Below are 21,347 nucleotides of genomic sequence, written 5' to 3'. Positions count from 1 at the left end.
TGACCCCAACGTGATGTGTAGCAAAGGCGACCGATATGCCGATGGAAAAGACTTTTGACGCCGCCAGCGCCGAGGCGCGCCTTTACGCGGAATGGGAACAGGCCGGTGCCTTCAAGGCGGGGGCAAATGCCAGCCGCCCCGAGACATTTTCCATCGTCATCCCGCCGCCGAACGTCACCGGCAGCCTGCACATGGGCCACGCCTTCAACAACACGCTGCAGGACATCCTGACACGCTGGCACCGCATGCGCGGCTTCGACACGCTGTGGCAGCCGGGCCAAGACCACGCGGGCATCGCCACCCAGATGGTGGTCGAGCGTGATCTGGCCAAAGCTGGCCTGCCCGGCCGGCGCGAGATGGGCCGCGAAGCCTTCCTCGAGAAGGTGTGGGAGTGGAAGGAACAATCGGGCGGCACGATCATTCAGCAGCTGAAGCGCCTTGGCGCCAGCTGTGACTGGGATCGTAACGCCTTCACCATGGACGAACATTTCCAAAAGGCCGTGATCAAGGTCTTTGTCGAGATGTACGCCAAGGGCCTGATCTACCGCGGCAAGCGCCTCGTGAACTGGGACCCCCATTTCGAAACCGCGATTTCCGACCTCGAGGTCGAGAATGTCGAGGTTGCGGGCCACATGTGGCACTTCAAATACAAGCTGGCGGGCGGCCAGACCTATGAATACGTCGAGAAAGACGAAGACGGCACCGTGACTCTGCGCGAGACCCGCGACTGGATCTCGATTGCGACCACGCGCCCCGAAACCATGCTGGGCGATGGCGCGATTGCCGTGCACCCCAGCGACGAACGCTACGCCCCCATCGTCGGCAAGCTGGTCGAGCTGCCGCTGACCGGCCGCCTGATCCCGATTGTCGCCGACGAATACCCCGACCCGACCTTCGGCTCGGGCGCGGTGAAAATCACCGGCGCGCATGACTTTAACGACTATCAGGTCGCCAAGCGTCACGACCTGCCGCTGTATCGCCTGATGGACACCAAGGCCGCGATGCGTGCCGACGGCTTGCCCTATGTCGAAGCCGCCGCCCGCGCGGCCGAAATCGCCGCAGGCAGCCCCGCCAGCGAAGAAGAAATCGACAGCCTGAACCTTGTCCCCGAAAAATACCGCGGGATGGACCGGTTCGAGGCGCGCAAGGCCATCATCGCCGACATCGGCGCGCTGGGCTTGGCCGTCACCCGTCTGGTCAAGACCATCGACAAAGAAACCGGCTCCGAGGATCTGACCTTGCAGCCGCTGGTCGACAACAAGCCGGTCATGCAGCCCTTCGGCGACCGGTCCAAAGTCGTGATCGAGCCGATGCTGACCGACCAATGGTTCGTCGACACCAGCAAGATCGTCGGCCCCGCGATTGACGCCGTGCGCAACGGCGATACCCAGATCCTGCCCGAGCGGGACGCCAAGGTGTATTTCCATTGGCTGGAAAACATCGAGCCGTGGTGCATCAGCCGCCAGCTGTGGTGGGGCCACCAGATTCCGGTGTGGTACGGTCTGGATTTGGGCGCGTCGAACTTCCGCGATGACGAAGGTGATGGTGCGCTGGACGAGGTCGAAATCTTCCGCCTGCTGGCCGCCGACCGTCTGGTGCACGCAGGTGTCGTCTATCACTGCGCCGCCGATTTCGACGGTGTGATCGAGAACTTCCGCGACGAGATCGCCGACACGCCGGTGCCGCTGGCCCATGCCCGCGTGATCGAGGTGGCCGACCGCGCGAGCGCCATCGAAGCGCTGGCCGCAAGTTTGGCGCAGTATAACGTCACGCAAGACCCGACCGCGCTGGTCTACCCCGTCTGGCGCGATGCCGACGTGCTGGATACGTGGTTCTCGTCGGGCCTGTGGCCCATCGGCACGCTGGGCTGGCCCGAACAGACGCCGGAACTGGCCAAGTATTTCCCCACGAACGTGCTGGTCACCGGGTTCGACATCATCTTCTTCTGGGTCGCCCGCATGATGATGATGCAGCTGGCGGTGGTGAACGATGTGCCGTTCAAGACGGTCTACGTGCACGCGCTGGTGCGCGACGAAAAGGGCAAGAAGATGTCCAAGTCCTTGGGCAACGTCCTTGATCCGCTGGTGCTGATCGACGAATACGGCGCCGATGCAGTCCGCTTTACCCTGACGGCGATGGCCGCCATGGGGCGCGACCTGAAGCTGTCCACCCAGCGCATCGCGGGCTACCGCAACTTCGGCACCAAGCTGTGGAACGCCCACCGCTTTGCCGAGATGAACGACGTCTTTGCCGCGCGCCCTGCCGACGGTTTGGCGCCCAAGGCGACGCAAACGGTGAACCGCTGGATCATCGGCGAAACCGCCCGCGTGCGCGAGGAAGTCGACGCCGCATTGGGGGCCTTCCGCTTTGATGCCGCTGCAAACGCGCTTTACGCCTTTGTCTGGGGTAAGGTGTGCGACTGGTATGTCGAGTTTTCAAAGCCGCTGCTGTCGGGCGATGACGCCGCCGCGCGCGATGAAACCCGCGCGACCATGGCATGGGTGCTGGACCAGTGCCTGATCCTGCTGCACCCGATCATGCCCTTCGTGACCGAGGAATTGTGGCAGACCACCGGCGCGCGTGGCCGCTTGCTGGCCCTGTCGGATTGGCCGACCTATGGCGCCGCCGATCTGGTCGACCCTGCCGCCGATCACGAAATGTCGTGGGTGATTTCGGTCATCGAAGGCGTCCGTTCGGTGCGGGCGCAGATGAACGTGCCTGCGGGTCTGCAAGTGCCGGTGCTGCAGCTAGAGGCTGACGACGCCGCGCGCGGCGCGTGGGCGCGCAATGAAGTGCTGATCAAGCGTCTGGCCCGGATCGACAGCCTGACCGAGACAGCGGTTGTCCCCAAGGGGGCCATCACCGTGCCCACCGCCGGCGCGACTTTTGCCCTGCCGCTGGCCGATATTATCGACGTCGCCGCCGAAAAGGCGCGCATCGGCAAGGCGCTGGACAAGCTGGCCAAGGAACTGGGCGGCCTGCGCGGGCGCTTGAACAACCCCAACTTCGTGGCATCCGCCCCCGAGGAGGTTGTCGACGAGGTGCGCGAGAATCTGGCTCTGCGCGAGGCCGAGGAGGCGCAGATGCGCGCCGCCTACGACCGGCTGGCCGAAATCGGCTAACACACAAACGGCGGGGGAAACCCCGCCGTTTTCGCGTGCGGGCGCGGGGGTTAGCTGAACACTCGGGCGGCCTTGCGCCGTGTCCGCGCGCCGCGCCGCACCTCGTTCAGGTTGCCGCGCCAGAGTTCGACCCACGCGCGCCGCCGCGCCATTGGCGTCGTCGCATTCGCATAGGCGGCCATGATTTGCGCGTAAGCTGCGCGGCTATCATCGCCCACGGGGCAGCGCAGCAGGTGTTTCAGCACGCGTCGCAACGTGCGGTCCAGAAAGATTTGATATTCCAAAAGCACTCTGTCCGGCGGCGTCCAGCCGCGGGTTGCAGGGCCGTCCCACAGGCGCGCCAAGGCGGTGAATTGGTCGACCAGCAAGGCGGGGGTAACTTGGGTCACCAGACTGTCTGGGCGGTGGCGATAGGTGATCAGGGCCTCGGGCAGGTAATAAAAGCTGGTGGCGCTGGCCAGAATTTGCGGCAGGACGGCCATGTCCTCGTAGATCTTCCCCTCGGGGAAGGCGTGCGGTGCGTTAAGGCAACGCCGGTAGATCCGCGCCCACAGGTGCATCGACTGCGCGCGTAACGTTCCGGCGAGCAGTTGAGCTTTGTCGTAGCTTAGCATCCGTTCCGGCCCGTAAAAGGCTTTGCCATGGTTTTCCCCCGTCGGGCCGCTGCGGGTGAAATCGACGATCAGGACGTTGGGGTGCTGTGCCCGCAGCACATCCACCACTGTTTGCAAAGCGCCCGCTGCCAAAGTGTCATCGCCGTCGATGAACCAGACATAGCCGCCGCGCGCCGCCGTCAGCAGCTGGTTGCGCGCATGGCTGACGCCGCCGTTCACCGCCCCGCGCAAGACGCGGGCTTGCGGGGTCTGGCTGGCCCAGCGTTCTGCCAGCGCCGCCGTATCATCGCCCGAGGCGTCGTCGTAGATCAGCACCTCGGCTTGCGGGGGGATTGGCCCCAGCGCGGTCAGGCCAGCCAGTATATGCGGCCCCAGATTATAGGCGGGGATCAGAATGCTGATCAGCGGGGGCGGCGCGGTCATGCGGGGTATCCCGTAGGGGTCGCGTCACATGCGCGGCCCTTGTGTGCTGGGCGTGCATGTGGGACTATTTTGACTGCCCCCGCTATTACCATGAGTCCAGTCGCATATGCATATCGAATTTCGGCACCTGCGCACGATCAAGGCCATCCATGATGCGGGCGGCTTGGCCAAGGCGGCCGATCTGCTGAACACGACGCAAAGCGCGCTGTCGCATCAGGTCAAGAATATCGAGGATCAGGCCGGGGTCGAACTGTTCGTGCGCAGGTCAAAACCGCTGCGTCTGTCGGCGGCGGGCAAGCGCCTGTTGGCGGCGGCCGAAAGCATCCTGCCGCAGATCGCTGCGTTGGAGGCCGAGTTCGAGAGCCTTGCCGGTGGCAGTGCGGGGCGGCTGCATATCGCCATCGAATGCCACGCCTGTTTCGAATGGCTGTTTCCGGTGATGGAACAGTTCCGCAAGCTGTGGCCCGATGTGGATGTGGATATTCGCCCGGGGTTGGCGTTTGGTGCCTTGCCCGCGCTGCGCCGCGAGAAGGTGGATGTCGTCATTTCCTCGGACCCCGAGGAGATGGACGATGTGATCTTTCTGCCGCTGTTCGATTACGCGCCGACCTTTGTCGCCAGTTGCCAAAGCCCGCTGGCGACGCGGCCCTATATTACGGCCGAGGATTTTCGCGATCAGGTGCTGATCACTTATCCGGTCGAGCGGGCGCGGCTGGATGTGTTTTCCCAGCTGCTGACCCCCGCCAAGGTCGAGCCCGCCCATATCCGGCAGGTTGAATTGACCGCGATGATCCTGTTGCTGGTCGCATCCAACCGCGGTGTGGCGGTGTTGCCGGATTGGGTCGTGCACCAGCAGCGCTACAAGGCCGATTACGTCATGCGCCCCTTGACCGAGCATGGCATATCGCGCCGCCTTTATGCCGCCGTGCGCGAGGGCGACGCCGAGCGCCCCTTTGTGCAAGAGCTGGTCCGGCTGGCGCGGGGCGAGGCCGAGAAGTTGCAACAGGGTTTAGGTGACAGTTTTGCGCCCGGCTGAGGGAGAGAGCCATGCGGAAAGCCCTTGTCCGCCTGCGGTCAAGCGCCTATAGCGACCACCTGACCCCCGTATGAATTAAAGCTGGAGTGCGTGATGGCTATCGGCAGCGCCAATCTGAATATTATGATCAAAGTTGCCCGCAAGGCAGGCCGCGCGTTGGTCAAGGATTTCGGCGAAGTCGAAAATCTGCAATCCTCGGCACGCGGGACGGGTGATTTCACCACGCGCGCCGACAAACGTTCGCTGGAGACGATGCGCGACGAGCTGATCGAGGCGCGCCCGAGCTATGGCTTCAGCGCCCCCGAGGTTGCCATTGAGGGCGAAGATCCGACCCGTCGTTGGTTGGTCGATCCGCTGAACGGGGCCGTCAACTATTTGCACGGTCTGCCGCATTGGGCAGTGTCGATCGCGCTCGAGCACAAGGGCACGATTGTGGCCGGTGTCGTGTATGACCCCGTCAAGGACGAGTGCTTCTTTGCTGAAAAGGGTGCCGGGTCGTGGATGAACCAGACGCGCATCCGCGTGTCGGCCCGTACCCGGCTGGTGGAATCGCTGTTCGCGACCGGCGTGCCGTCGGGCAAGCAGCGCACGCTGCCTGCGATGCTGCAAGACTTGGCGCGGATCATGCCGGAATCCTCGGGCGTGCGCGCCAGCGGTTCGGCGGCGCTGGACATGGCCTATGTGTCGACCGGCCGTTACGAGGGCTATTGGCAGCGCGAGACCAAGGCTTGGGAAATTGCGGCCGGTATCATTCTGGTGCAGGAAGCTGGCGGTTTTGCAGGCCCGATCCGCGACGACCATGACCCGCTGGTGCATGGCGATGTGGTGGCCGCCAATGGCGAGATTTTTGATCGCTTCGCCAAGCTGGTACGCGCGCGCCCCGAAGCTGCCCTGCCCGAAGCGTAAGTTTCGCGGAAATCACATTAAAAAACCCCGCCAGAGCGATCTGGCGGGGTTTTTCGTTTTATGCGGCCTTTTTGGGGCCCGAGACTTCGGCCAGTAGTTGGGCGTTACCGCCCGCTGCCGTCGTGTCGATGCAGATATGGCGTTCGTGCATGACATGGGCGATGTCGGGCTGGCTGGCGATCAGGGGCACGATGGCACCGGGGCGCTGGGCCAGTTGGGTCTCGATCGCGCGGGCCGCGTCGGCCTCGCCCCAGAACAGCACGGCGGCCAGCGGGTCGTGCACCAGATCGGCGGGGCCGGTGACAGGCAGCCCGCCAAGCGCGGTGACAGCGGCGACTTGCGCGCTGACATCGGCGGGTGTCGGGCCAGCACAGAGGATCGCACCGCGCGGGCTGAGGATCATCTCGTTCGATTCGCCTGTCGGGCCGGGTAGCAGGGTGTCGAGCACGCCTGCGTTGGGCGCGGTGGGCGCGGCAAAGCGCGGCAGGTAGTTCGGACCGCCTGCTTTGGGGCCGGTGCCGGACAGCCCCTCGCCGCCGAAGGGTTGGCTGCCGACGACCGCGCCGATCTGGTTGCGGTTGACGTAGATATTGCCCGCATGAATGGCGCGCGACAGCGATTCCACCCGCGATTGCAGGCGGGTGTGCAGCCCGAACGTCAGCCCGTAGCCCGAGGCGTTGATGTCGGTCACGACTTGATCAAGCTGGTCGGCGCGGAAGGTAGCGACGTGCAGCACAGGGCCGAATATCTCACGCTCGATCGCGGTGATGCCGCTGACTTGGATCATCGCGGGGGCGAGGAAGTGGCCGCCTGCGGGGGCGGTGGTTTGGTGCAGCAGGCGACCCTTGAGGCGCGCGTCGTTCACATGTGCCGCGATTTTTTCCTGCGCAGTGCCGTCGATCAGCGGGCCGACGTCGCTGTCCAGATCCCACGGATTGTCGAGCGAGAGTTGCTCCATCGCGCCTTTGAGCATTTCGGTGACGCGGGGGGCCACGTCTTCTTGCACATAAAGGACGCGCAGCGCCGAACAGCGCTGGCCCGCGCTGCGGAAGGCGCTGGCGACGATGTCGCGCACGGCAGCCTCGGGCAGGGCGGTGGAATCGACGATCATCGCGTTGATGCCGCCGGTTTCGGCGATCAGCGGGGTGCCGGGGGCGGCGTTTTCGGCCATGGTGCGGCGGATCGCTTGCGCGGTGCCGGTCGAGCCGGTGAAGGCCACGCCCGCAAGGCGGGGCGACGATGTCAGCGCGGCACCGGTTTCGGCCCCGCCCGGCATCAGTTGCAGCGCGCTGGCGGGGACGCCGGCTTGCAGCAGCAGGGCGACGGCTTTGTCGGCGATCAGCGGGGTTTGCGGGGCGGGTTTAGCGATGACCGCGTTCCCTGCGGCCAGCGCGGCGCCGATTTGGCCGCTGAAGATGGCCAGCGGGAAGTTCCACGGGCTGATGCAGACCCACGTGCCGCGCGCCGCACGATCGCCCGCGTTTTCAGCCTCGTTGGCGTAGTAGCGCAGGAAATCGACCGCTTCGCGCAGCTCGGCCACGGCGTCGGGCAGGGTTTTGCCCGCCTCGCGCGCCAGCAGGGCGAAGAATTCGCCGTAGTTTTCCTCATACAGGTCGGCGGCGCGGCGCAAGGCGGCGGCGCGTGTGGCGACGGGGGCATCCCAGATGGCGGCTTGGTCGAATGCTGCGGCGCAGGTGGCAGCGTCAGCCTCGGTCACGGTGCCGATTTCGGCCAGCGTGGCGGGGTTCAGCACGGGTTTTGTCGCGCCGGTGCCTGTGCCGTTGGCCAAGCGCGGGGCGGCCGTCCATTGGGCGGTTTCGAAGGGCGCGCGGGCGGCCTCGATCTCGGCCAATGTGGGCAGGTCGGTCAGATCGAAGCCGGCCGAGTTTTTGCGCTGCGGGCCGAACAGGGTCGGGCCTGCGGGCAGGTCGACGCCGGCGGGGTGGATGCCGAAGGGGTCGGTGACCACGGTTTCGGGCGGGATGGTTTCATCGACGATCTGGTTCACGAAGCTGGAGTTCGCGCCGTTTTCCAGCAGGCGGCGCACCAGATAGGCCAGCAGGTCGACGTGTTTGCCGACGGGGGCGTAGGTGCGGCAACTGGTGCCGTTGTTTTCGCGCAGCAGTTTGTGCAGCGATTCGCCCATGCCGTGCAGGCGCTGGAATTCCCACTGCTGGGGCGCGGCATTGGCGGCCTTGGCCAGATGCAGGATGGCGGTGACGGTGTGCGCGTTGTGGCCTGCGAATTGCGGGTAGACGCGGTCGGTCATGCCCAGCAACTTGCGGGCGTTCGCGATGTAGGAAATGTCGGTGTGGTGTTTGCGGGTGTAGACGGGGAAGTCGACCAGCCCCTCGACCTGCGCGCGTTTGATTTCGGCGTCCCAATAGGCGCCTTTCACCAGACGGATCATGATTTTACGGTCAAGCGCGGTGGCCAGCGCGTACAGATAGTCGATCACCGCGCCAACGCGTTTGCCATAGGCTTGCACGACGATGCCGAAACCGTCCCAGCCCGCCAGATCGGGCGAGGAGAGCACCCATTCGATCACATCGAGCGAGAGTTGCAGGCGGTCGGCTTCCTCGGCATCGATCGACAGGCCCATGTCGGCGGCTTTGGCCTGACGGCACAACTCCAGCACGCGGGGGGCGAGTTCCGCCATCACGCGGTCGCGCTGCGCGATTTCATAGCGCGGATGCAGCGCCGAGAGTTTGATCGAGATGCCGGGGTTCAGTTTGAACGAGCCGTGCGTGCAGCGCGTGGCGATGGCCGCGATGCCTTTTTCGTAATCGCGGAAGTATTTGTCGGCATCGCCTTGGGTCCGCGCGGCTTCGCCCAGCATGTCGTAGCTGTTGGTGAAGCCCAACTTTTCAAAGGGTTCGGCGTTTTTCAGGCCTTCTTCGATGGTTTGGCCCAGAACGAATTGTTTGCCCATTTCGCGCATGGCGACGCCGACGGCGGCGCGGATGACCGGCGCGCCGAGGCGGCGAATAGCGCGGCGGATCGCCCCTTTTTCGTTGGTGTTCAGCACGTTGCTGGTCAGTATCAGGCCGATGGTGGCGCTGTTGACCAGCAGCGCGGGCGATTTGCCGTTATGGCTGGCCCAATTGGCTGGCACGATTTTGTCGGCGATCAGCGCGTCGGCGGTGGCGGCATCGGGGATGCGCAGCAGGGCTTCGGCCATGCTCATCAGGGCCAGACCTTCGTCGCTGCCGAGGCCGTATTCGGCGAGGATGGTTTCCATCAAGCCGGGGTTCTTTTGTGCGCGGATTTGGCGGACGAGGGCGGCGGCGTCGGTGACGATCGCCGCGCGGGCCTCGCGCGTGAGGTTGGCGCTGGTGCTGAGCTGGCTGATGGCCAGGGCCTCGTCCATCATATTGGCTTGGTCGATAGCGGTACGCAGGGCAGGGAAGGACGATGACATGATGCGACTCGTGGGAAGGTTGACGGCGCATCTTATCTGGAAGCGAAAAGACGATTTGCCTGTCTATGTGGGTTTGATAAGGTAAATCGACTAAAGAAATGGAAAATCCATGACGGATGATGCGGTAGAACTGGACGGATATGACCAAAAGATCTTGTCGGCCCTTGCGGTCGACGGGCGGATGTCGCTGACGGCGTTGGCCGAGCGCATCGGGTTGTCGAAAACCCCCACCCAAGCCCGCGTGCGGCGGCTGGAGGAAAGCGGTGTTATTCGCGGCTATCGCGCGTTGCTTGATCCCGTGCGGCTGGGGTTGGACCATGTGGCCTTTGTCGAGGTGAAGTTGACCGACACCCGCGAGGCCGCGCTGGCGCGGTTCAACGCGACTGTCGCCAAGGTGCGCGAGATAGAGGAATGTCATTTGATTGCGGGCAGTTTTGACTACCTACTGAAGGTACGCACCCATGATATGCGCGAGTATCGCCGCGTGTTGGCCGAGGCGATTTCGACGCTGCCGCACGTGGCCTCGACATCGACGTATGTTGCGATGCAGGCGGTGAAGGATGAAGGTTTCGCCTGATCTGCCATTGGCTTGCGGGATCGGACATTATAGAAGAGGCGCGTGGCCGCTTGCCGGAATGGTAGACGGAACGCACTTAAAATGCGTCGGGGTACCCCCCGTGCGGGTTCGAGTCCCGCAGCGGCTACAGGCATCATGAGCGGAGGGCGGCGATGCGGGCGTTACTGGCAGCGATTTTGGGCGGCGCGGTTTTGGCGGGTGCAGCGCAGGCGGATGGCAAGATTTTCGTGCCGCTTCCGGATTTTACCGCGCTGGAGGGGGATAGCGCGCGTGCCGAGGGGCTGCTGCGCGAGGCCTTTATGGTGAACGTGCTGATGATGAATTGTTCGGGCGTGACCTATACCGAGGAGATGTCGTCGTTGGTGATCGATAGCGCCTATCTGCTGGGGTACGGCGTTTTGGATCTGACGACTGATGCGTTGGAAACCGGTTATTCAACGCCTGCTTTCGATTATCTGGATACGCCCAATGCCTGCCATAATGCGCAGGCACGTAGTGATAAGCTAATTACGGTTCTGGAAGGGTATGGCGGGTCTGTGATTGCTTATGCAGACCAAGATCAGGCCTATTTGGACTGGCGCGCATTAATGGATGAAATCGAGAATTGATTTCCGGCCAAGGCGCTATTGCAGCGCCTGTAAATTGACACCGCCCGCCGCGCCCAAGGGACATTGGGAATGCGGGCGGGCGGTGAATGAGGTTGGTGTCAGAAGACACCAACCAAATAGAAAATCACGATAACAAAGACTGGAACGCCCAGTAACCAGGCTATGATGCCCTTCATGTGACGCCTCGTTTGTTGTTGGTAGGAAAGGCTTATTTGTCTTTCAGATACGCATCGATCTGCTTTTCGGCCTCGTCTTTAGCGATACCGTACCGTTCCTGAATTTTGCCGGCCAGCTTTTCACGCTCGCCATTGATCTGCGTCAGATCATCATCGGTCAATTCGCCCCATTTGGCTTTTACGTCGCCGGTCAATTGGGCCCATTTACCTTTTACGATATCCCAGTTCATGTCTTCACTCCTTTGAGAGTTAGAGAGATTTGGTTGTCCGTGTTGTCAAGGTAGGTGCGGGTTTTGGCTTTGCCTAGGGCGGGCCACGCGAAAAAGTGAAAACAGGTCATTTTCCGCCTATTGGATTGCCCGAGGCTCTTGTTTTTACAGGGCCTTCTTTTCGGATTTAGTGCGCTTTTCGTCAGGTTCATCCACGATAAGGGCACGGGCGATCAGGGCGAAAAGCGCGAAGATCGCCCCGACGCCGACGAAAACGTAAACGATTGTGAAGAGTTTGCTGAAGTCGGTCGTGGGTGCCATGTCGGCTGTGCCGATCGTCGAGATGGTCATGACGCTGAAGTAGAGCGAGTCGACCCAGCTCCAGCCCTCGACCCCGTGGTAGAAGAGGGTGCCCGACAGCAGAATCAGTGCCGTCAGGAAAAAGGCGCCGCGGAAAAGCTCGCTTTTGCCGGCGCGCAAGATGGCTTTCAGAAGTCGAAGGGCGCTGAGCCAGAATGAAACCATGTGAAACCCATGTGTAAGAGGCGAAATGCCGCATTTTAGGGGATGATACCATGTTACCGTGGGCTGTGGCTTTTCTTTCTGGGCCTGATGTGTAGGTTGCCGATGATGGAATTTTCACAGGACGAGGGTGCGGATGCCTGCTTTTAGTGCAAAGCCGAAATGGATGGCGGGTGCGATTGTCGCGGGTCTGATAGTCGCGGGTGGGCCTGCGGCAGCGCTGACGATTGGCGTTATTCCCGGCATGATCGCCGATTCGATCGAGGCGGCGGCTGAAGTTGCCCGTGCCGAGGGAATGGATGTCGAGGTGGTCGAGTTTCTGGACTGGACGACCCCCAACGTTGCGCTGGATGCGGGCGATCTGGATATGAACTATTTTCAGCATCTGCCGTTTCTGGGTGATGTGAACACCGCGACGGGGTTCACGTTGCAGGCGATTGATATTGGCGTGCTGTCGCGCTTGGGCCTTTATTCGAACCGCTACGACAGTTTGGATGCGATCCCCGATGGGGCGCAGGTGGGGCTGGCGAGCGATCCGACCAATCAGGGGCGCGGCTTGCGTTTGCTGGAAAGCGCGGGGCTGATCACGCTGGGCAAGGACGGTTACGACGTGACGCCCGACGATGTGGTCGGGAACCCGCGCAATTTGCGGTTTGTCGAGGTGGACGGCCCGCAGCTGATCCGCGCGATGGACGATCTGGATCTGGTGCAGGCTTATCCGTCGCTGCTGGTCAACGCGGGTCTGCCCGAGAAGGCCGTCGCGCCCTTGGTCTTGTCGCCTGCGGACGAGGATTTGTTTGCGATGCGGTTTGTCACGCGGGCCGACAATACCGATGATGCCGACGTGCGCCGGTTCATCGAGATTTTCCACACGGCCGATGCGGTGCGGGCGGCGGTTGATGCGGCCTACGTTGGTGACGCCAACCTCTATGCTTTCTCGTGGCTGAACGCGGCCGAGTGACACCTGCGGTCGAGGTGCGGGGGGTTGGCAAGGTTTTTGCTGGCCCCGCCGGCCCCATAGCTGCGCTGGATGATGTGGATTTTGCCGTCGCGCGCGGCGAGGTTTTTGGGATTATCGGGCGGTCGGGGGCGGGGAAGTCGACCCTGCTGCGGCTGATCAACCGGTTGGAGGCCCCAAGCACCGGCCATGTTTTGGTCGATGGCGCGGATATTGCGCCGCTGGACGGCGCGGGTTTGCGCGGGCTGCGCAGGCGTATCGGCATGGTGTTCCAGCATTTCAATTTGATCTCGGCCAAGACGGTGGCGCAGAATGTGGCGCTGCCTTTGGAGGTTGCGGGCGTGCAGCGCGCCGCGCGTATGGCGCGTGTGGCAGAGGTGCTGCAGGTTGTCGGGCTAGAGGGGCGCGGCGGGGCCTATCCCGCGCAGTTATCGGGTGGGCAGAAGCAGCGCGTCGGCATCGCCCGCGCCTTGGTCAGCGGCCCCGACCTGTTGCTGTGCGACGAAGCGACATCGGCGTTGGACCCCGAAACGACGATGTCGATTTTGGCGCTGCTGCGCGACATCAACCGGCGCTTGGGGCTGACGATTGTTTTGATCACGCACGAGATGGCTGTGATCCGCGATGTTTGCGACCGCGTTGCCGTGTTGGAGGCGGGCCGGATGGTTGAAATCGGGCCGGTGTGGCAGGTCTTCGGGGCGCCTGCGCATGATGCGACGCGGGCGTTGCTGGCCCCGCTGCAGCCTGTTGCCGCGCAAGCGGTTTTTGGCGCGGCGGCCCCGGGGCGGGTGCGCATTGTGCGGCTGCCGCTGGACGGGCGGCAGGGGGCTGTTGCGTTGCCTGCGGGGGCACGGTTGGTCGCGGGGCATGTCGACCCGATACAGGGGCACACGGTGGGGCATTTGGTTTTGGCGTTGCCGCAGGATGCGGCACTGCCGGACGGGGCAGAGGTGATCGGCTATGTCGCCGCAGATGATTGACCGCCTGTGGAAGGCGTTTTTCGATACTTTGCTGATGGTGGGCGTATCGGCGGTGGTGACGGTGCTGTTTGCCGTGCCGTTGGCGCTGTTTTTGATTGTCACCGCGCCAGGCGGTATTCATCCGCTGCCGCGCCTGAACCGCGCGGTGGGAATGGTGGTAAACTGTTTTCGCGCGGTGCCGTTTATCGTGCTGTTGGTCGCGCTGATCCCGTTTACGCGGCTGATCGTGGGCACGACGATCGGCGTTTGGGCGGCGATTGTGCCGCTGAGCGTCGCCTCGATCCCGTTTTTCGCGCGGATTGCCGAGGTGGCGCTGCGCGAGGTCGACAGGGGTTTGGTTGAGGCCGCCCAGTCGTTTGGCTGTACCACCGGCCAGATAATCCGCCATGTTTTGCTGCCCGAGGCGCTGCCCGCGATGGTGGGCGGGATGACGGTGACGTTGATCACGATTATCGGCGCATCGGCGATGGCGGGGGCCGTGGGCGCGGGTGGTTTGGGGGATTTGGCGATCCGCTATGGCTATCAGCGGTTCGATACGACGGTGATGGTCGTTGTGATTGTGATATTGGTGGTGTTGGTCAGCGCCGTGCAATTCGCGGGTGATCGGCTGGCGCGGTATTTGTCGCGCCGCTAAGCATGGCGCGCCTATGAAAAAATGGCCGCGTGGTTTTCCACGCGGCCATTTTAGTGGGGTGTCCCTAGCGACGGCGGTCGCGGCGGGTGTTCATCGGTTGGAACGCGACGCCGACGTGCGCCTCGCAATAGGGCTTGCCCGATTGGACGGGCAGGCCGCAGAACCAGAAATGCGGGGTTGCGGGATCGCCCACTGGCCATTTGCAGGTCTTTTCGGTCAGTTCCATCAGCGTCAGCTTGCGCGAGACCTTCTCGACCTCGGATACTTTGGCGAGGGCTTCGGCACTGATTTCATTGGCCGAAGGCTGCGGCGGCAGCGGCTGGCCAGCGGGAACGATGGCGCGGCGGATAGCGGCACCGGGGATTTCGTCTTCGTCGTCCTCGTCGTCCAGCGCGTCGTCGATATCGTCGTCGCTGTCATCGGGCACGGCGCGCAGGGTTTCTTCGACCTCGACATCCACTTCGACTGTGGTGGGGCGCGCCGCGGGGCGGGGTGTCGCGGCAGGGCGCGGCGCGGGGCGCGCTGCTGCGGGGGGCGGCGTTGCGGGGCGCGGGGCCTCGGCGGGGGCTGCGGCGGTTTCGGGGGCTGCCTCTTCGCCGGTCGTGCGGTTCGACAGGCCGAGGCGGTGCACCTTGCCGATCACCGCGTTACGGGTGACGCCGCCCAATTCCTTGGCGATCTGGCTGGCGGACAGGCCTTCGTTCCACATTTTCTTGAGCGTTTCGACACGCTCGTCGGTCCAGGACATGTTCACCTCCGGCAAGGGCCACCTGTTCAAGGCGACAATGAAAACCATAGCCACGTAAGATAGGCACGCGTCCGGCCTGTGCAAGGTGGCTGGCACGGCGGGGGGGCGCTAGGGCTGCGGTGCGACTAGATACTACTTGCGAAAGGGGGAAGGCAACCCTTGCACCTGCGCAAAGCACGCGATTTGCCGTTGCATGGCGCGGGGCCGCGCGCTATGCGGGGCGTATGACAACCGTAACCGTGATCATTTCCGCACTGCGACGCCGACGCTGATTTTCAGCGACTGCCCCGTCATGCCCTGCTGATGGCCAATCAGCCCCCGTCTTCTTGAAAAATTTGCCGCTTTGGCCGCTTTGTCGGGTCAGGTTCACGTATTTGGGGCGCATGCCATGTGCTTTCCGGCGTTGACTTGGCCGTTTCGCTGCGGCACCAAAAGGCCTTGATCCATAGGAAACCCGTGATGATCTCGCCCATTTTGCCGACATATAACCGCGCACCCCTGACCTTCGAGCGCGGCGAAGGATCCTGGCTGACCGCGACGGACGGCACACGCTATCTGGACTTCGCGGCGGGGATCGCGGTGAATGTGCTGGGCCATGCGGCGCCCGAACTGGTGGCCGCGCTGACCGCGCAGGCGCACAAGTTGTGGCACACTTCGAACCTCTACCACATTGCCGAGCAAGAGGCGCTGGCGGAAAAGCTGGTTGATGCGACCTTTGCCGACACGTGCTTCTTTACCAACTCGGGCACCGAGGCGGCCGAGTTGGCGGTCAAGATGGTGCGCAAGTATTGGTATGTGAAGGGCGCGCCCCAGCGGGTGCGGATCTTGACGTTCGAGGGGGCGTTCCATGGTCGGTCCTCGGCGGCGATTGCGGCGGCGGGGTCGGAAAAGATGGTGAAGGGCTTTGGCCCGCTGCTGCCGGGCTTTACGCAATTGCCGTGGGGCAGTGTTGACGCGATCCGCGAACACATTTTCGCCGATGATATTGCCGCCGTGATGTTTGAACCTGTGCTGGGCGAGGGTGGTATTCGCCCCGTGCCCGACGCCGATATGAAAGCCATTCGCGCGCTGTGCGACGAGGCTGGCGTGTTGCTGGTGTTGGACGAAGTGCAGTGCGGCATGGGCCGGACGGGCAAGTTGTTTGCGCATGAGTGGTCGGGTGTGACGCCCGATGTGATGATGGTTGGCAAGGGCATCGGCGGGGGCTTTCCGCTGGGCGCGCTGCTGGCCACCGAAAACGCCGCTCAAGGCATGACGGCTGGCACGCACGGGTCGACCTATGGCGGCAACCCGTTGGGCTGCGCTGTTGGTGGTGCGGTGATGGATGTTGTCGCAACGCCCGAATTTTTGGGCGAGGTGAACCGCAAGGCCGGTTTGCTGCGGCAGGGGCTGGAGGGGCTGGTCGCCTCGCACCCCGAAGTGTTTGAGGAGGTGCGCGGCAGCGGCCTGATGCTGGGGCTGAAGTGCAAGCCGCCGGCGGGCGAGATGGTGAATGCGGGCTATGCGGCCCAGCTGCTGACCGTGAGTGCTGCCGATAATGTGGTGCGCTTGCTGCCCGCCCTGAACATTCCCGACGAAGATATTTACGAGGGCCTGCGGCGGTTGGATGCCATTGCCGGCACGCTGGAGACAGGCAAATAAGATGAGACATTTTCTGGATATCAATGCGACCTCGGCCGCCGATTTGCGGCTGATGATCGACAGCGCCAAGACGATGAAGAACGCGCGTGCGGGTCTGCCCAAGGGCGCCCCCGACAGCGACCTGCCGCTTGCGGGTCGCATGGTGGCGCTGATTTTCGAAAAGCCCTCGACCCGCACGCGGGTGTCGTTCGATGTGGGCGTGCGCCAGATGGGCGGGCAGACGATGGTGCTGTCGGGCGCCGATATGCAGCTGGGTCATGGCGAGACGATTGCCGATACCGCCCGCGTGCTGTCGCGCTATGTCGATATGATCATGATCCGCACGTTCGAGGAAGCAACCCTGCTGGAGATGGCTGAATACGCTACTGTTCCGGTGATCAACGGGCTGACCAACCGCACGCATCCGTGCCAGATCATGGCTGATATCCTGACCTACGAAGAACATCGCGGCCCGATTGCGGGCAAGAAGGTGGTTTGGTCGGGCGACGGGAACAATGTGTTCCATTCGTTCGTGCATGCGGCGGCGAAGTTCAACTTTGATCTGGTCTTCACTGGCCCGCAACCGCTGGACCCCGAGGCCGCCATCATCGCCGAGGCGCAGGCCGCTGGCGCGAATGTGGTGATCGAGCGTGACCCGATGGCCGCCGTCGAGGGGGCCGATCTGGTGGTGACCGATACATGGGTGTCGATGCACGATCCGGCCTCGGCCAAGGAACGCCGGCACAACCAGCTGCGTGGCTATCAGGTGAACGATGTGCTGATGGCGCAGGCCAAGCCTGATGCGCTGTTCATGCATTGCCTGCCCGCCCACCGTGAGGACGAAGTGACATCCAGCGTGATGGACGGGCCGCATTCGGTCATCTTCGACGAGGCCGAGAACCGGCTGCATGCGCAAAAGGCCGTCATGCGGTGGTGTTTGGGAAAGTAAGTTGAAAGGCGGGGGTGACCCCGCCTTTTCTTTATCCGGCGAAGGCCTTCATGATGATGAACAGCGCCGCCTTGATCAGCGCGTAGACGACGCCGCTGACGATAACCAGCGATGCCACCCCCGTCAGCAGCCCCGCCAGCACCCACAGCCCGTCGCGCGCCAGCAGACCGAGGGCGATCAGGCAGATGGCGAACGACGGCATCATGTTGCCCAGCGGGATCGGCAGCACCAGCACGATGGCGAGGATCAGGCAAAAGCCGCCGATGATCTGTTCGGTGCGGTCGTTCATCAGCGATTGCAGGCGCGGCGCGGTCAGCTTCTCGGCCCGGTCGAGCCAGGGGTTGATGCGGTCGACCAACGAGACGAACCCCGTGCGCGGCATGGACCTGTCTGCGATGACTTTGGGCAGCCACGGGTCGCGGCCCAGCATCATTTGCAGCGTCAGGAAGATCAGCGGTAGCCCGAGGATGCCCGACGTGCCCGGCGGTGCGGGCAGCACGTTGGGCAGCGCGAACAGCAGCAGCAGCGCGCCGAAGGCCCGCCCATCCATCGCCTCGAGGAGCATGCGGATCGATATCCGCTCGTCTTGGCTGCCATCGGCGATGCTACGCAGGACCTGCGCAAGGCTGGTCTTTTGCGGCGGGATCGGCGGCGTAGGGCGTGGGGGGATGTTGTCTGTCATATGTCCGTTCTGGTTCAGGCGTGTCGATAGGGCCAGAGTGGACGTTGCGGCGCGGGATGTCGACGCTTTTGCAGGCGACCACGTGGGATTGTGATCGCGTCAGAGTGCGGCGTCGGGCGTGCCGTCGAAAGCGAGGAGGAGTGCGCGCAGGCCGTCTTCGTCGACAAGGGCTGCGGCGCGGGCCGGCGGCAGCCACTGGCGGGCGCGCTTCGTCGCCTCGGGGTAGGTGTCGGACATTTTGCGCACTTTGGCGGCAAAGACATAGACGATGCCCGGCACGTCATCGCCGCCCAGCGTGCGTTTGATAGCCATATAGTGCCCGATGGGTTTGTTCTTGGCCTTGGCTTTTTTGACGCCGGCTTCTTCCCAGGCCTCGGTCAGGGCGGCGGCAGCGTGGGATTTTCCGGGCATCGCCCAGCCTTTGGGGATGATCCAGCGCCCCGACGATGCCGCAACCAGCAGAACTTCGCGCCCCTTTGGGGTTTTGCGCCAGCACAGCGCGCCCACCTGATGGTAAAGCGGGTCGGCGTGGCCGACCATGCCGCCCAAGGGCGATTTGCCCAGTTTCCCGGTGCTGAGGGTACGTTCCAGCTGGCTTTTGCGCTGGGCAATGCGCCCTTTGCGCGGCGGGATCTGGACGGACATGGGGCGGCGTCTTCCTTTCAGTTCCGGTGAACCTGCCGGATCGTGCGCGCATGTCAACCGCCGATCAGGTTCCGCGCGGTTTTGCCCGCACGCTTGGGTCGGCTTGCAACGGATCGTCCGGCCACGGGTGGCGGGGGTAGCGGCCGCGCATGTCTTTGCGCACGTCGGCGTAGGTGTTCGCCCAAAAGCCCGGCAGGTCGGTGGTGACCTGCACGGGTTTGCCGCCCGGTGACAGCAGAGTGATGCGAATCGGGGTGTGCCCGATGGTCGGGTGGCGGGCGGTGCCGAACATTTCCTGCAGGCGCACCTCGATCGTGGGGATGTCGCCGCTGTAGTCGATGGGGGTGCGGCGGCCCAGCGGGGTCACAAAGTGGCTGGGCGCGGCGGTATCGAGTTGCTGCATCTGGCCCCAGTCCAGCCGCGCGCGCAGGGCGTTCAGCATGTCGAAGCGTTTCCAATCGGCGGCGGTGCGCAGGCCGCTGATGTGGGGCAGCAGCCAGTCGTCGGCCTGATCCAGCAGCGTTGCATCGTCCATCGCGGGTAGGGTGGGCAGCAGCGCGACGCGGGCGCGAAAGCGCTGGGCGGCGTCGGTCCAGTTTAGGCCCATCTCGCGCACGCCGGCCAGCATGGCGCGGGCGATCGCGTCGGGCGGGGTGTTGGGCCAAGGCTTGTCCGACAGGATCAGCGCGCCCAGCATGTCGCGCTGGCGCGTGATGACGCGGCCGTTGCGGCTGTCCCATTCTGTGATGTGATGGGTGGTGATTTGGTCGGCGAACAGCGCGCGGATGTCGGCTTCGGTGATGGCGATGGCGCTGCGGATGCGGGCCTCGCGCGGGTTGCCGTCGGTATCGGTGACGACCAGCCATGGCTGGCTGGCCAGCGCGTCGTCGTCGGGCAGGATGGCCCCTTTGCCGCCCGACAGCAGGAAGCGCGGCTGATCGCCGGGGCGGCGCTGGGCGATACGGTCGGGGTAGGCCAGTGCGGCCATTTGGGCGGGATTGTCCAGCTGTGGCGGGCCCGCCATGGGGGCGAGGCGCTTTGTCTCCTGCCGGATGCGGGCAAGGGTAGCCGGATCGGCGCGCGTGTCGCCGCGTTGCAGGGCTGCAAGGCGGGGGTGCAGGTCGGCGCCTGCGCCGCGCAGGGGGTCGCGGTCGGCCATCAGCGCGGCCAGCGGGGCGGCTTTGGGGCCTGCGCGCAGCAGCATATGGCCAAGGCGCGGGTGCAGCGGCAGCGCGGCCAAGGCGCGCCCATGGGCGGTGATGCTACGGCCATCCAGCGCCCCAAGGTTGCCGAGGAGGGCGCGTGCCTCAGCCAATGCGGGGGCGGGTGGGGGTGTGAGGAAGGGCAGCCGGTCGTCGCCCCACAGCGCCAGTTCCAGCGCAAGGGCGGTCAGGTCGGCGCTTTCAATTTCGGGCGGGGGGAAGGCTTGCAACGCCCCGTCTTCGCCGCGTGTCCACAGGTGATAGGCGCGGCCGGGGGCGGTGCGGCCCGCGCGGCCAGCACGTTGGGTGGCCTCGGCGCGGGTGACGCGTTCGGTCATCAGGCGCGACATGCCGCTGCCGGGGTCGAACCGCGCGCGACGGGCGCGGCCACCATCGACGACGACGGTGATCCCCGCGATGGTCAGCGACGTTTCCGCGATCGAGGTGGCCAGCACCACGCGCCGCCGCTGCGGGTCGGGGGCCAGCGCGGCGCGTTGATCGGTGAAGGGCATATTGCCAAACAGCGGACGGATCGCAAAGCCGTCGCCGAGGCGCGAGAGGAGGCCCGCAGTGCGGTGAATCTCGCCCTCGCCCGGCAGGAAGGCCAGAATGTCGCCGGTGGTTTCGGCCGCGGCGCTGGCGATCAGGTCGGCGAGGGCGGTTTCAAAGCGGGTTTGCGCGGGCAGCGGGCGGTCGAGGTAGATGTTTTCGACGGGGTAGCTGCGCCCCTCGGCTGTCAGAATGGGGGCATCGTCCAGCAGTGCGGCGACGGGCGCGGCATCCAGCGTTGCCGACATGACCAGCAGCAGCAGGTCGGGGCGCAGCGCGGCGCGGACCTCTTGTATCAGGGCGAGGCCGAGGTCGGCCTGCAGCGAGCGTTCGTGGAATTCGTCGAAGATCACCGCGCCGACGCCGGTCAATTCGGGGTCGGATTGGATCATGCGGGTCAGGACGCCTTCGGTCACCACCTCGATGCGGGTGGCGGGGCCGGTGCGGCTGTCGCCGCGCATGCGGTAGCCGACGGTTTCGCCCGTCTTTTCGCCCAGCGTTTCGGCCATGCGTTCGGCGGCGCCGCGCGCGGCAAGGCGGCGGGGTTCCAGCATGACAATGCGGCCCGTGGTCAGGCCCGCCGCCAGCATTGCCAGCGGCACGCGCGTGGTTTTACCCGCACCGGGCGGCGCTTGCAGCACGGCGCGGCCCGCGTCGCGTAAGGCGGTGATCAGGTCGGGCAGCAGGGGGTCGATCGGCAGGGTCATGGCCCCGCTTATCCCCGCTGCGGCGCTGTTTGACCAGAGGCCGGTTTTCATGCCAGAGG

General features: G+C 64.4%; 18 protein-coding genes and 1 tRNA gene. 11 read left to right on the top strand and 8 right to left on the bottom strand.

Translation table 11 applies throughout. The features are described 5' to 3' along the window. Window positions 1-35: 35 nt before the first annotated feature. Window positions 36-3,122 carry a valine--tRNA ligase gene (locus tag BVG79_RS08960; protein ID WP_085786585.1) on the top strand — a complete coding sequence of 1,029 codons (3,087 nt, stop codon included), beginning with the start codon at window positions 36-38 and terminating at the stop codon, window positions 3,120-3,122. A gap of 50 nt (window positions 3,123-3,172) precedes the next feature. Here BVG79_RS08960 and BVG79_RS08955 read toward each other — a convergent pair whose 3' ends face one another. After that, complete coding sequence (locus BVG79_RS08955) at window positions 3,173-4,159, bottom strand: glycosyltransferase family 2 protein (RefSeq protein WP_085786584.1); 987 nt, start codon at window positions 4,157-4,159, stop codon at window positions 3,173-3,175. Window positions 4,160-4,265: 106 nt separating this feature from the next. Between BVG79_RS08955 and BVG79_RS08950 the strand changes: the two genes are divergently transcribed. Beyond that, window positions 4,266-5,195 (top strand): LysR substrate-binding domain-containing protein, encoded by a 930-nt coding sequence (locus tag BVG79_RS08950; protein WP_085786583.1) that lies wholly within the window; start codon window positions 4,266-4,268, stop codon window positions 5,193-5,195. A gap of 93 nt (window positions 5,196-5,288) precedes the next feature. Then, window positions 5,289-6,101: an inositol monophosphatase family protein gene (locus tag BVG79_RS08945; RefSeq protein WP_085786582.1), complete on the top strand. Its 813-nt coding sequence runs from the start codon at window positions 5,289-5,291 to the stop codon at window positions 6,099-6,101. A gap of 58 nt (window positions 6,102-6,159) precedes the next feature. On the opposite strand, the gene putA is transcribed toward BVG79_RS08945, so the two are convergent. Beyond that, window positions 6,160-9,522, bottom strand: coding sequence for a bifunctional proline dehydrogenase/L-glutamate gamma-semialdehyde dehydrogenase PutA (putA, locus tag BVG79_RS08940; protein WP_198167835.1), 3,363 nt, complete (start codon window positions 9,520-9,522; stop codon window positions 6,160-6,162). Between the two features lie 109 nt (window positions 9,523-9,631). Here putA and BVG79_RS08935 point away from each other — a divergent pair, with 109 nt between their 5' ends. The 3 genes from BVG79_RS08935 (at window position 9,632) to BVG79_RS08925 (ending at window position 10,707) form a co-directional block, all read left to right on the top strand. Then, window positions 9,632-10,099 carry an Lrp/AsnC family transcriptional regulator gene (locus tag BVG79_RS08935; protein ID WP_085786581.1) on the top strand — a complete coding sequence of 156 codons (468 nt, stop codon included), beginning with the start codon at window positions 9,632-9,634 and terminating at the stop codon, window positions 10,097-10,099. Window positions 10,100-10,143: 44 nt separating this feature from the next. Beyond that, window positions 10,144-10,226 (top strand) — tRNA-Leu (locus BVG79_RS08930). Between the two features lie 25 nt (window positions 10,227-10,251). Continuing rightward, window positions 10,252-10,707, top strand: coding sequence for a hypothetical protein (locus tag BVG79_RS08925; protein WP_085786580.1), 456 nt, complete (start codon window positions 10,252-10,254; stop codon window positions 10,705-10,707). 208 nt (window positions 10,708-10,915) lie between these two features. Here BVG79_RS08925 and BVG79_RS08920 read toward each other — a convergent pair whose 3' ends face one another. After that, the gene (locus BVG79_RS08920; RefSeq protein WP_085786579.1) at window positions 10,916-11,113 is read right to left on the bottom strand and encodes a CsbD family protein; all 198 of its coding nucleotides are present in this window, start codon (window positions 11,111-11,113) and stop codon (window positions 10,916-10,918) included. A 144-nt stretch (window positions 11,114-11,257) separates the two neighbouring features. Beyond that, window positions 11,258-11,617: a potassium channel family protein gene (locus tag BVG79_RS08915; RefSeq protein WP_085786578.1), complete on the bottom strand. Its 360-nt coding sequence runs from the start codon at window positions 11,615-11,617 to the stop codon at window positions 11,258-11,260. Window positions 11,618-11,750: 133 nt separating this feature from the next. Between BVG79_RS08915 and BVG79_RS08910 the strand changes: the two genes are divergently transcribed. The 3 genes from BVG79_RS08910 to BVG79_RS08900 are packed head-to-tail and all read left to right on the top strand — an operon-like array spanning window position 11,751 to window position 14,186. Continuing rightward, window positions 11,751-12,575, top strand: a complete 825-nt coding sequence (locus BVG79_RS08910; protein ID WP_085786577.1) for a MetQ/NlpA family ABC transporter substrate-binding protein — start codon at window positions 11,751-11,753, stop codon at window positions 12,573-12,575. Beyond that, entirely contained in the window at window positions 12,572-13,552 is a 981-nt protein-coding gene (locus BVG79_RS08905; RefSeq protein ID WP_198167834.1) for a methionine ABC transporter ATP-binding protein, read from the top strand. Before BVG79_RS08910 ends, BVG79_RS08905 begins: the two co-directional genes overlap by 4 nt. Further along, on the top strand, window positions 13,533-14,186 hold the full coding sequence (locus BVG79_RS08900) for a methionine ABC transporter permease (RefSeq protein ID WP_085786575.1): 654 nt from the start codon (window positions 13,533-13,535) through the stop codon (window positions 14,184-14,186). The genes BVG79_RS08905 and BVG79_RS08900 overlap by 20 nt, the downstream gene beginning before the upstream one ends. A 64-nt stretch (window positions 14,187-14,250) precedes the next feature. Here BVG79_RS08900 and BVG79_RS08895 read toward each other — a convergent pair whose 3' ends face one another. Further along, window positions 14,251-14,934 (bottom strand): GcrA family cell cycle regulator, encoded by a 684-nt coding sequence (locus BVG79_RS08895; protein ID WP_085787339.1) that lies wholly within the window; start codon window positions 14,932-14,934, stop codon window positions 14,251-14,253. 459 nt (window positions 14,935-15,393) lie between these two features. Here BVG79_RS08895 and BVG79_RS08890 point away from each other — a divergent pair, with 459 nt between their 5' ends. Together BVG79_RS08890 and argF are read left to right on the top strand one after the other, a co-directional pair. Then, a complete protein-coding gene (locus BVG79_RS08890; protein ID WP_085787338.1) occupies window positions 15,394-16,575 on the top strand; it encodes an aspartate aminotransferase family protein in 1,182 nt (393 codons plus the stop codon). 1 nt (window position 16,576) lies between these two features. Beyond that, entirely contained in the window at window positions 16,577-17,503 is a 927-nt protein-coding gene (gene argF / locus BVG79_RS08885; protein WP_085786574.1) for an ornithine carbamoyltransferase, read from the top strand. Window positions 17,504-17,534: 31 nt separating this feature from the next. Here argF and BVG79_RS08880 read toward each other — a convergent pair whose 3' ends face one another. From BVG79_RS08880 to hrpB, 3 genes are all read right to left on the bottom strand, one after another. Next, window positions 17,535-18,185 (bottom strand): exopolysaccharide biosynthesis protein, encoded by a 651-nt coding sequence (locus BVG79_RS08880; RefSeq protein WP_085786573.1) that lies wholly within the window; start codon window positions 18,183-18,185, stop codon window positions 17,535-17,537. Between the two features lie 99 nt (window positions 18,186-18,284). Further along, window positions 18,285-18,830, bottom strand: a complete 546-nt coding sequence (locus tag BVG79_RS08875; RefSeq protein ID WP_085786572.1) for an NUDIX hydrolase — start codon at window positions 18,828-18,830, stop codon at window positions 18,285-18,287. A gap of 64 nt (window positions 18,831-18,894) precedes the next feature. Continuing rightward, complete coding sequence (gene hrpB, locus BVG79_RS08870) at window positions 18,895-21,288, bottom strand: ATP-dependent helicase HrpB (protein ID WP_085787337.1); 2,394 nt, start codon at window positions 21,286-21,288, stop codon at window positions 18,895-18,897. Window positions 21,289-21,347 lie beyond the last annotated feature (59 nt).

The organism is Ketogulonicigenium robustum, from assembly GCF_002117445.1.
Classification (GTDB): domain Bacteria; phylum Pseudomonadota; class Alphaproteobacteria; order Rhodobacterales; family Rhodobacteraceae; genus Ketogulonicigenium; species Ketogulonicigenium robustum.
This window is presented reverse-complemented; position numbering and strand designations above follow the sequence as displayed.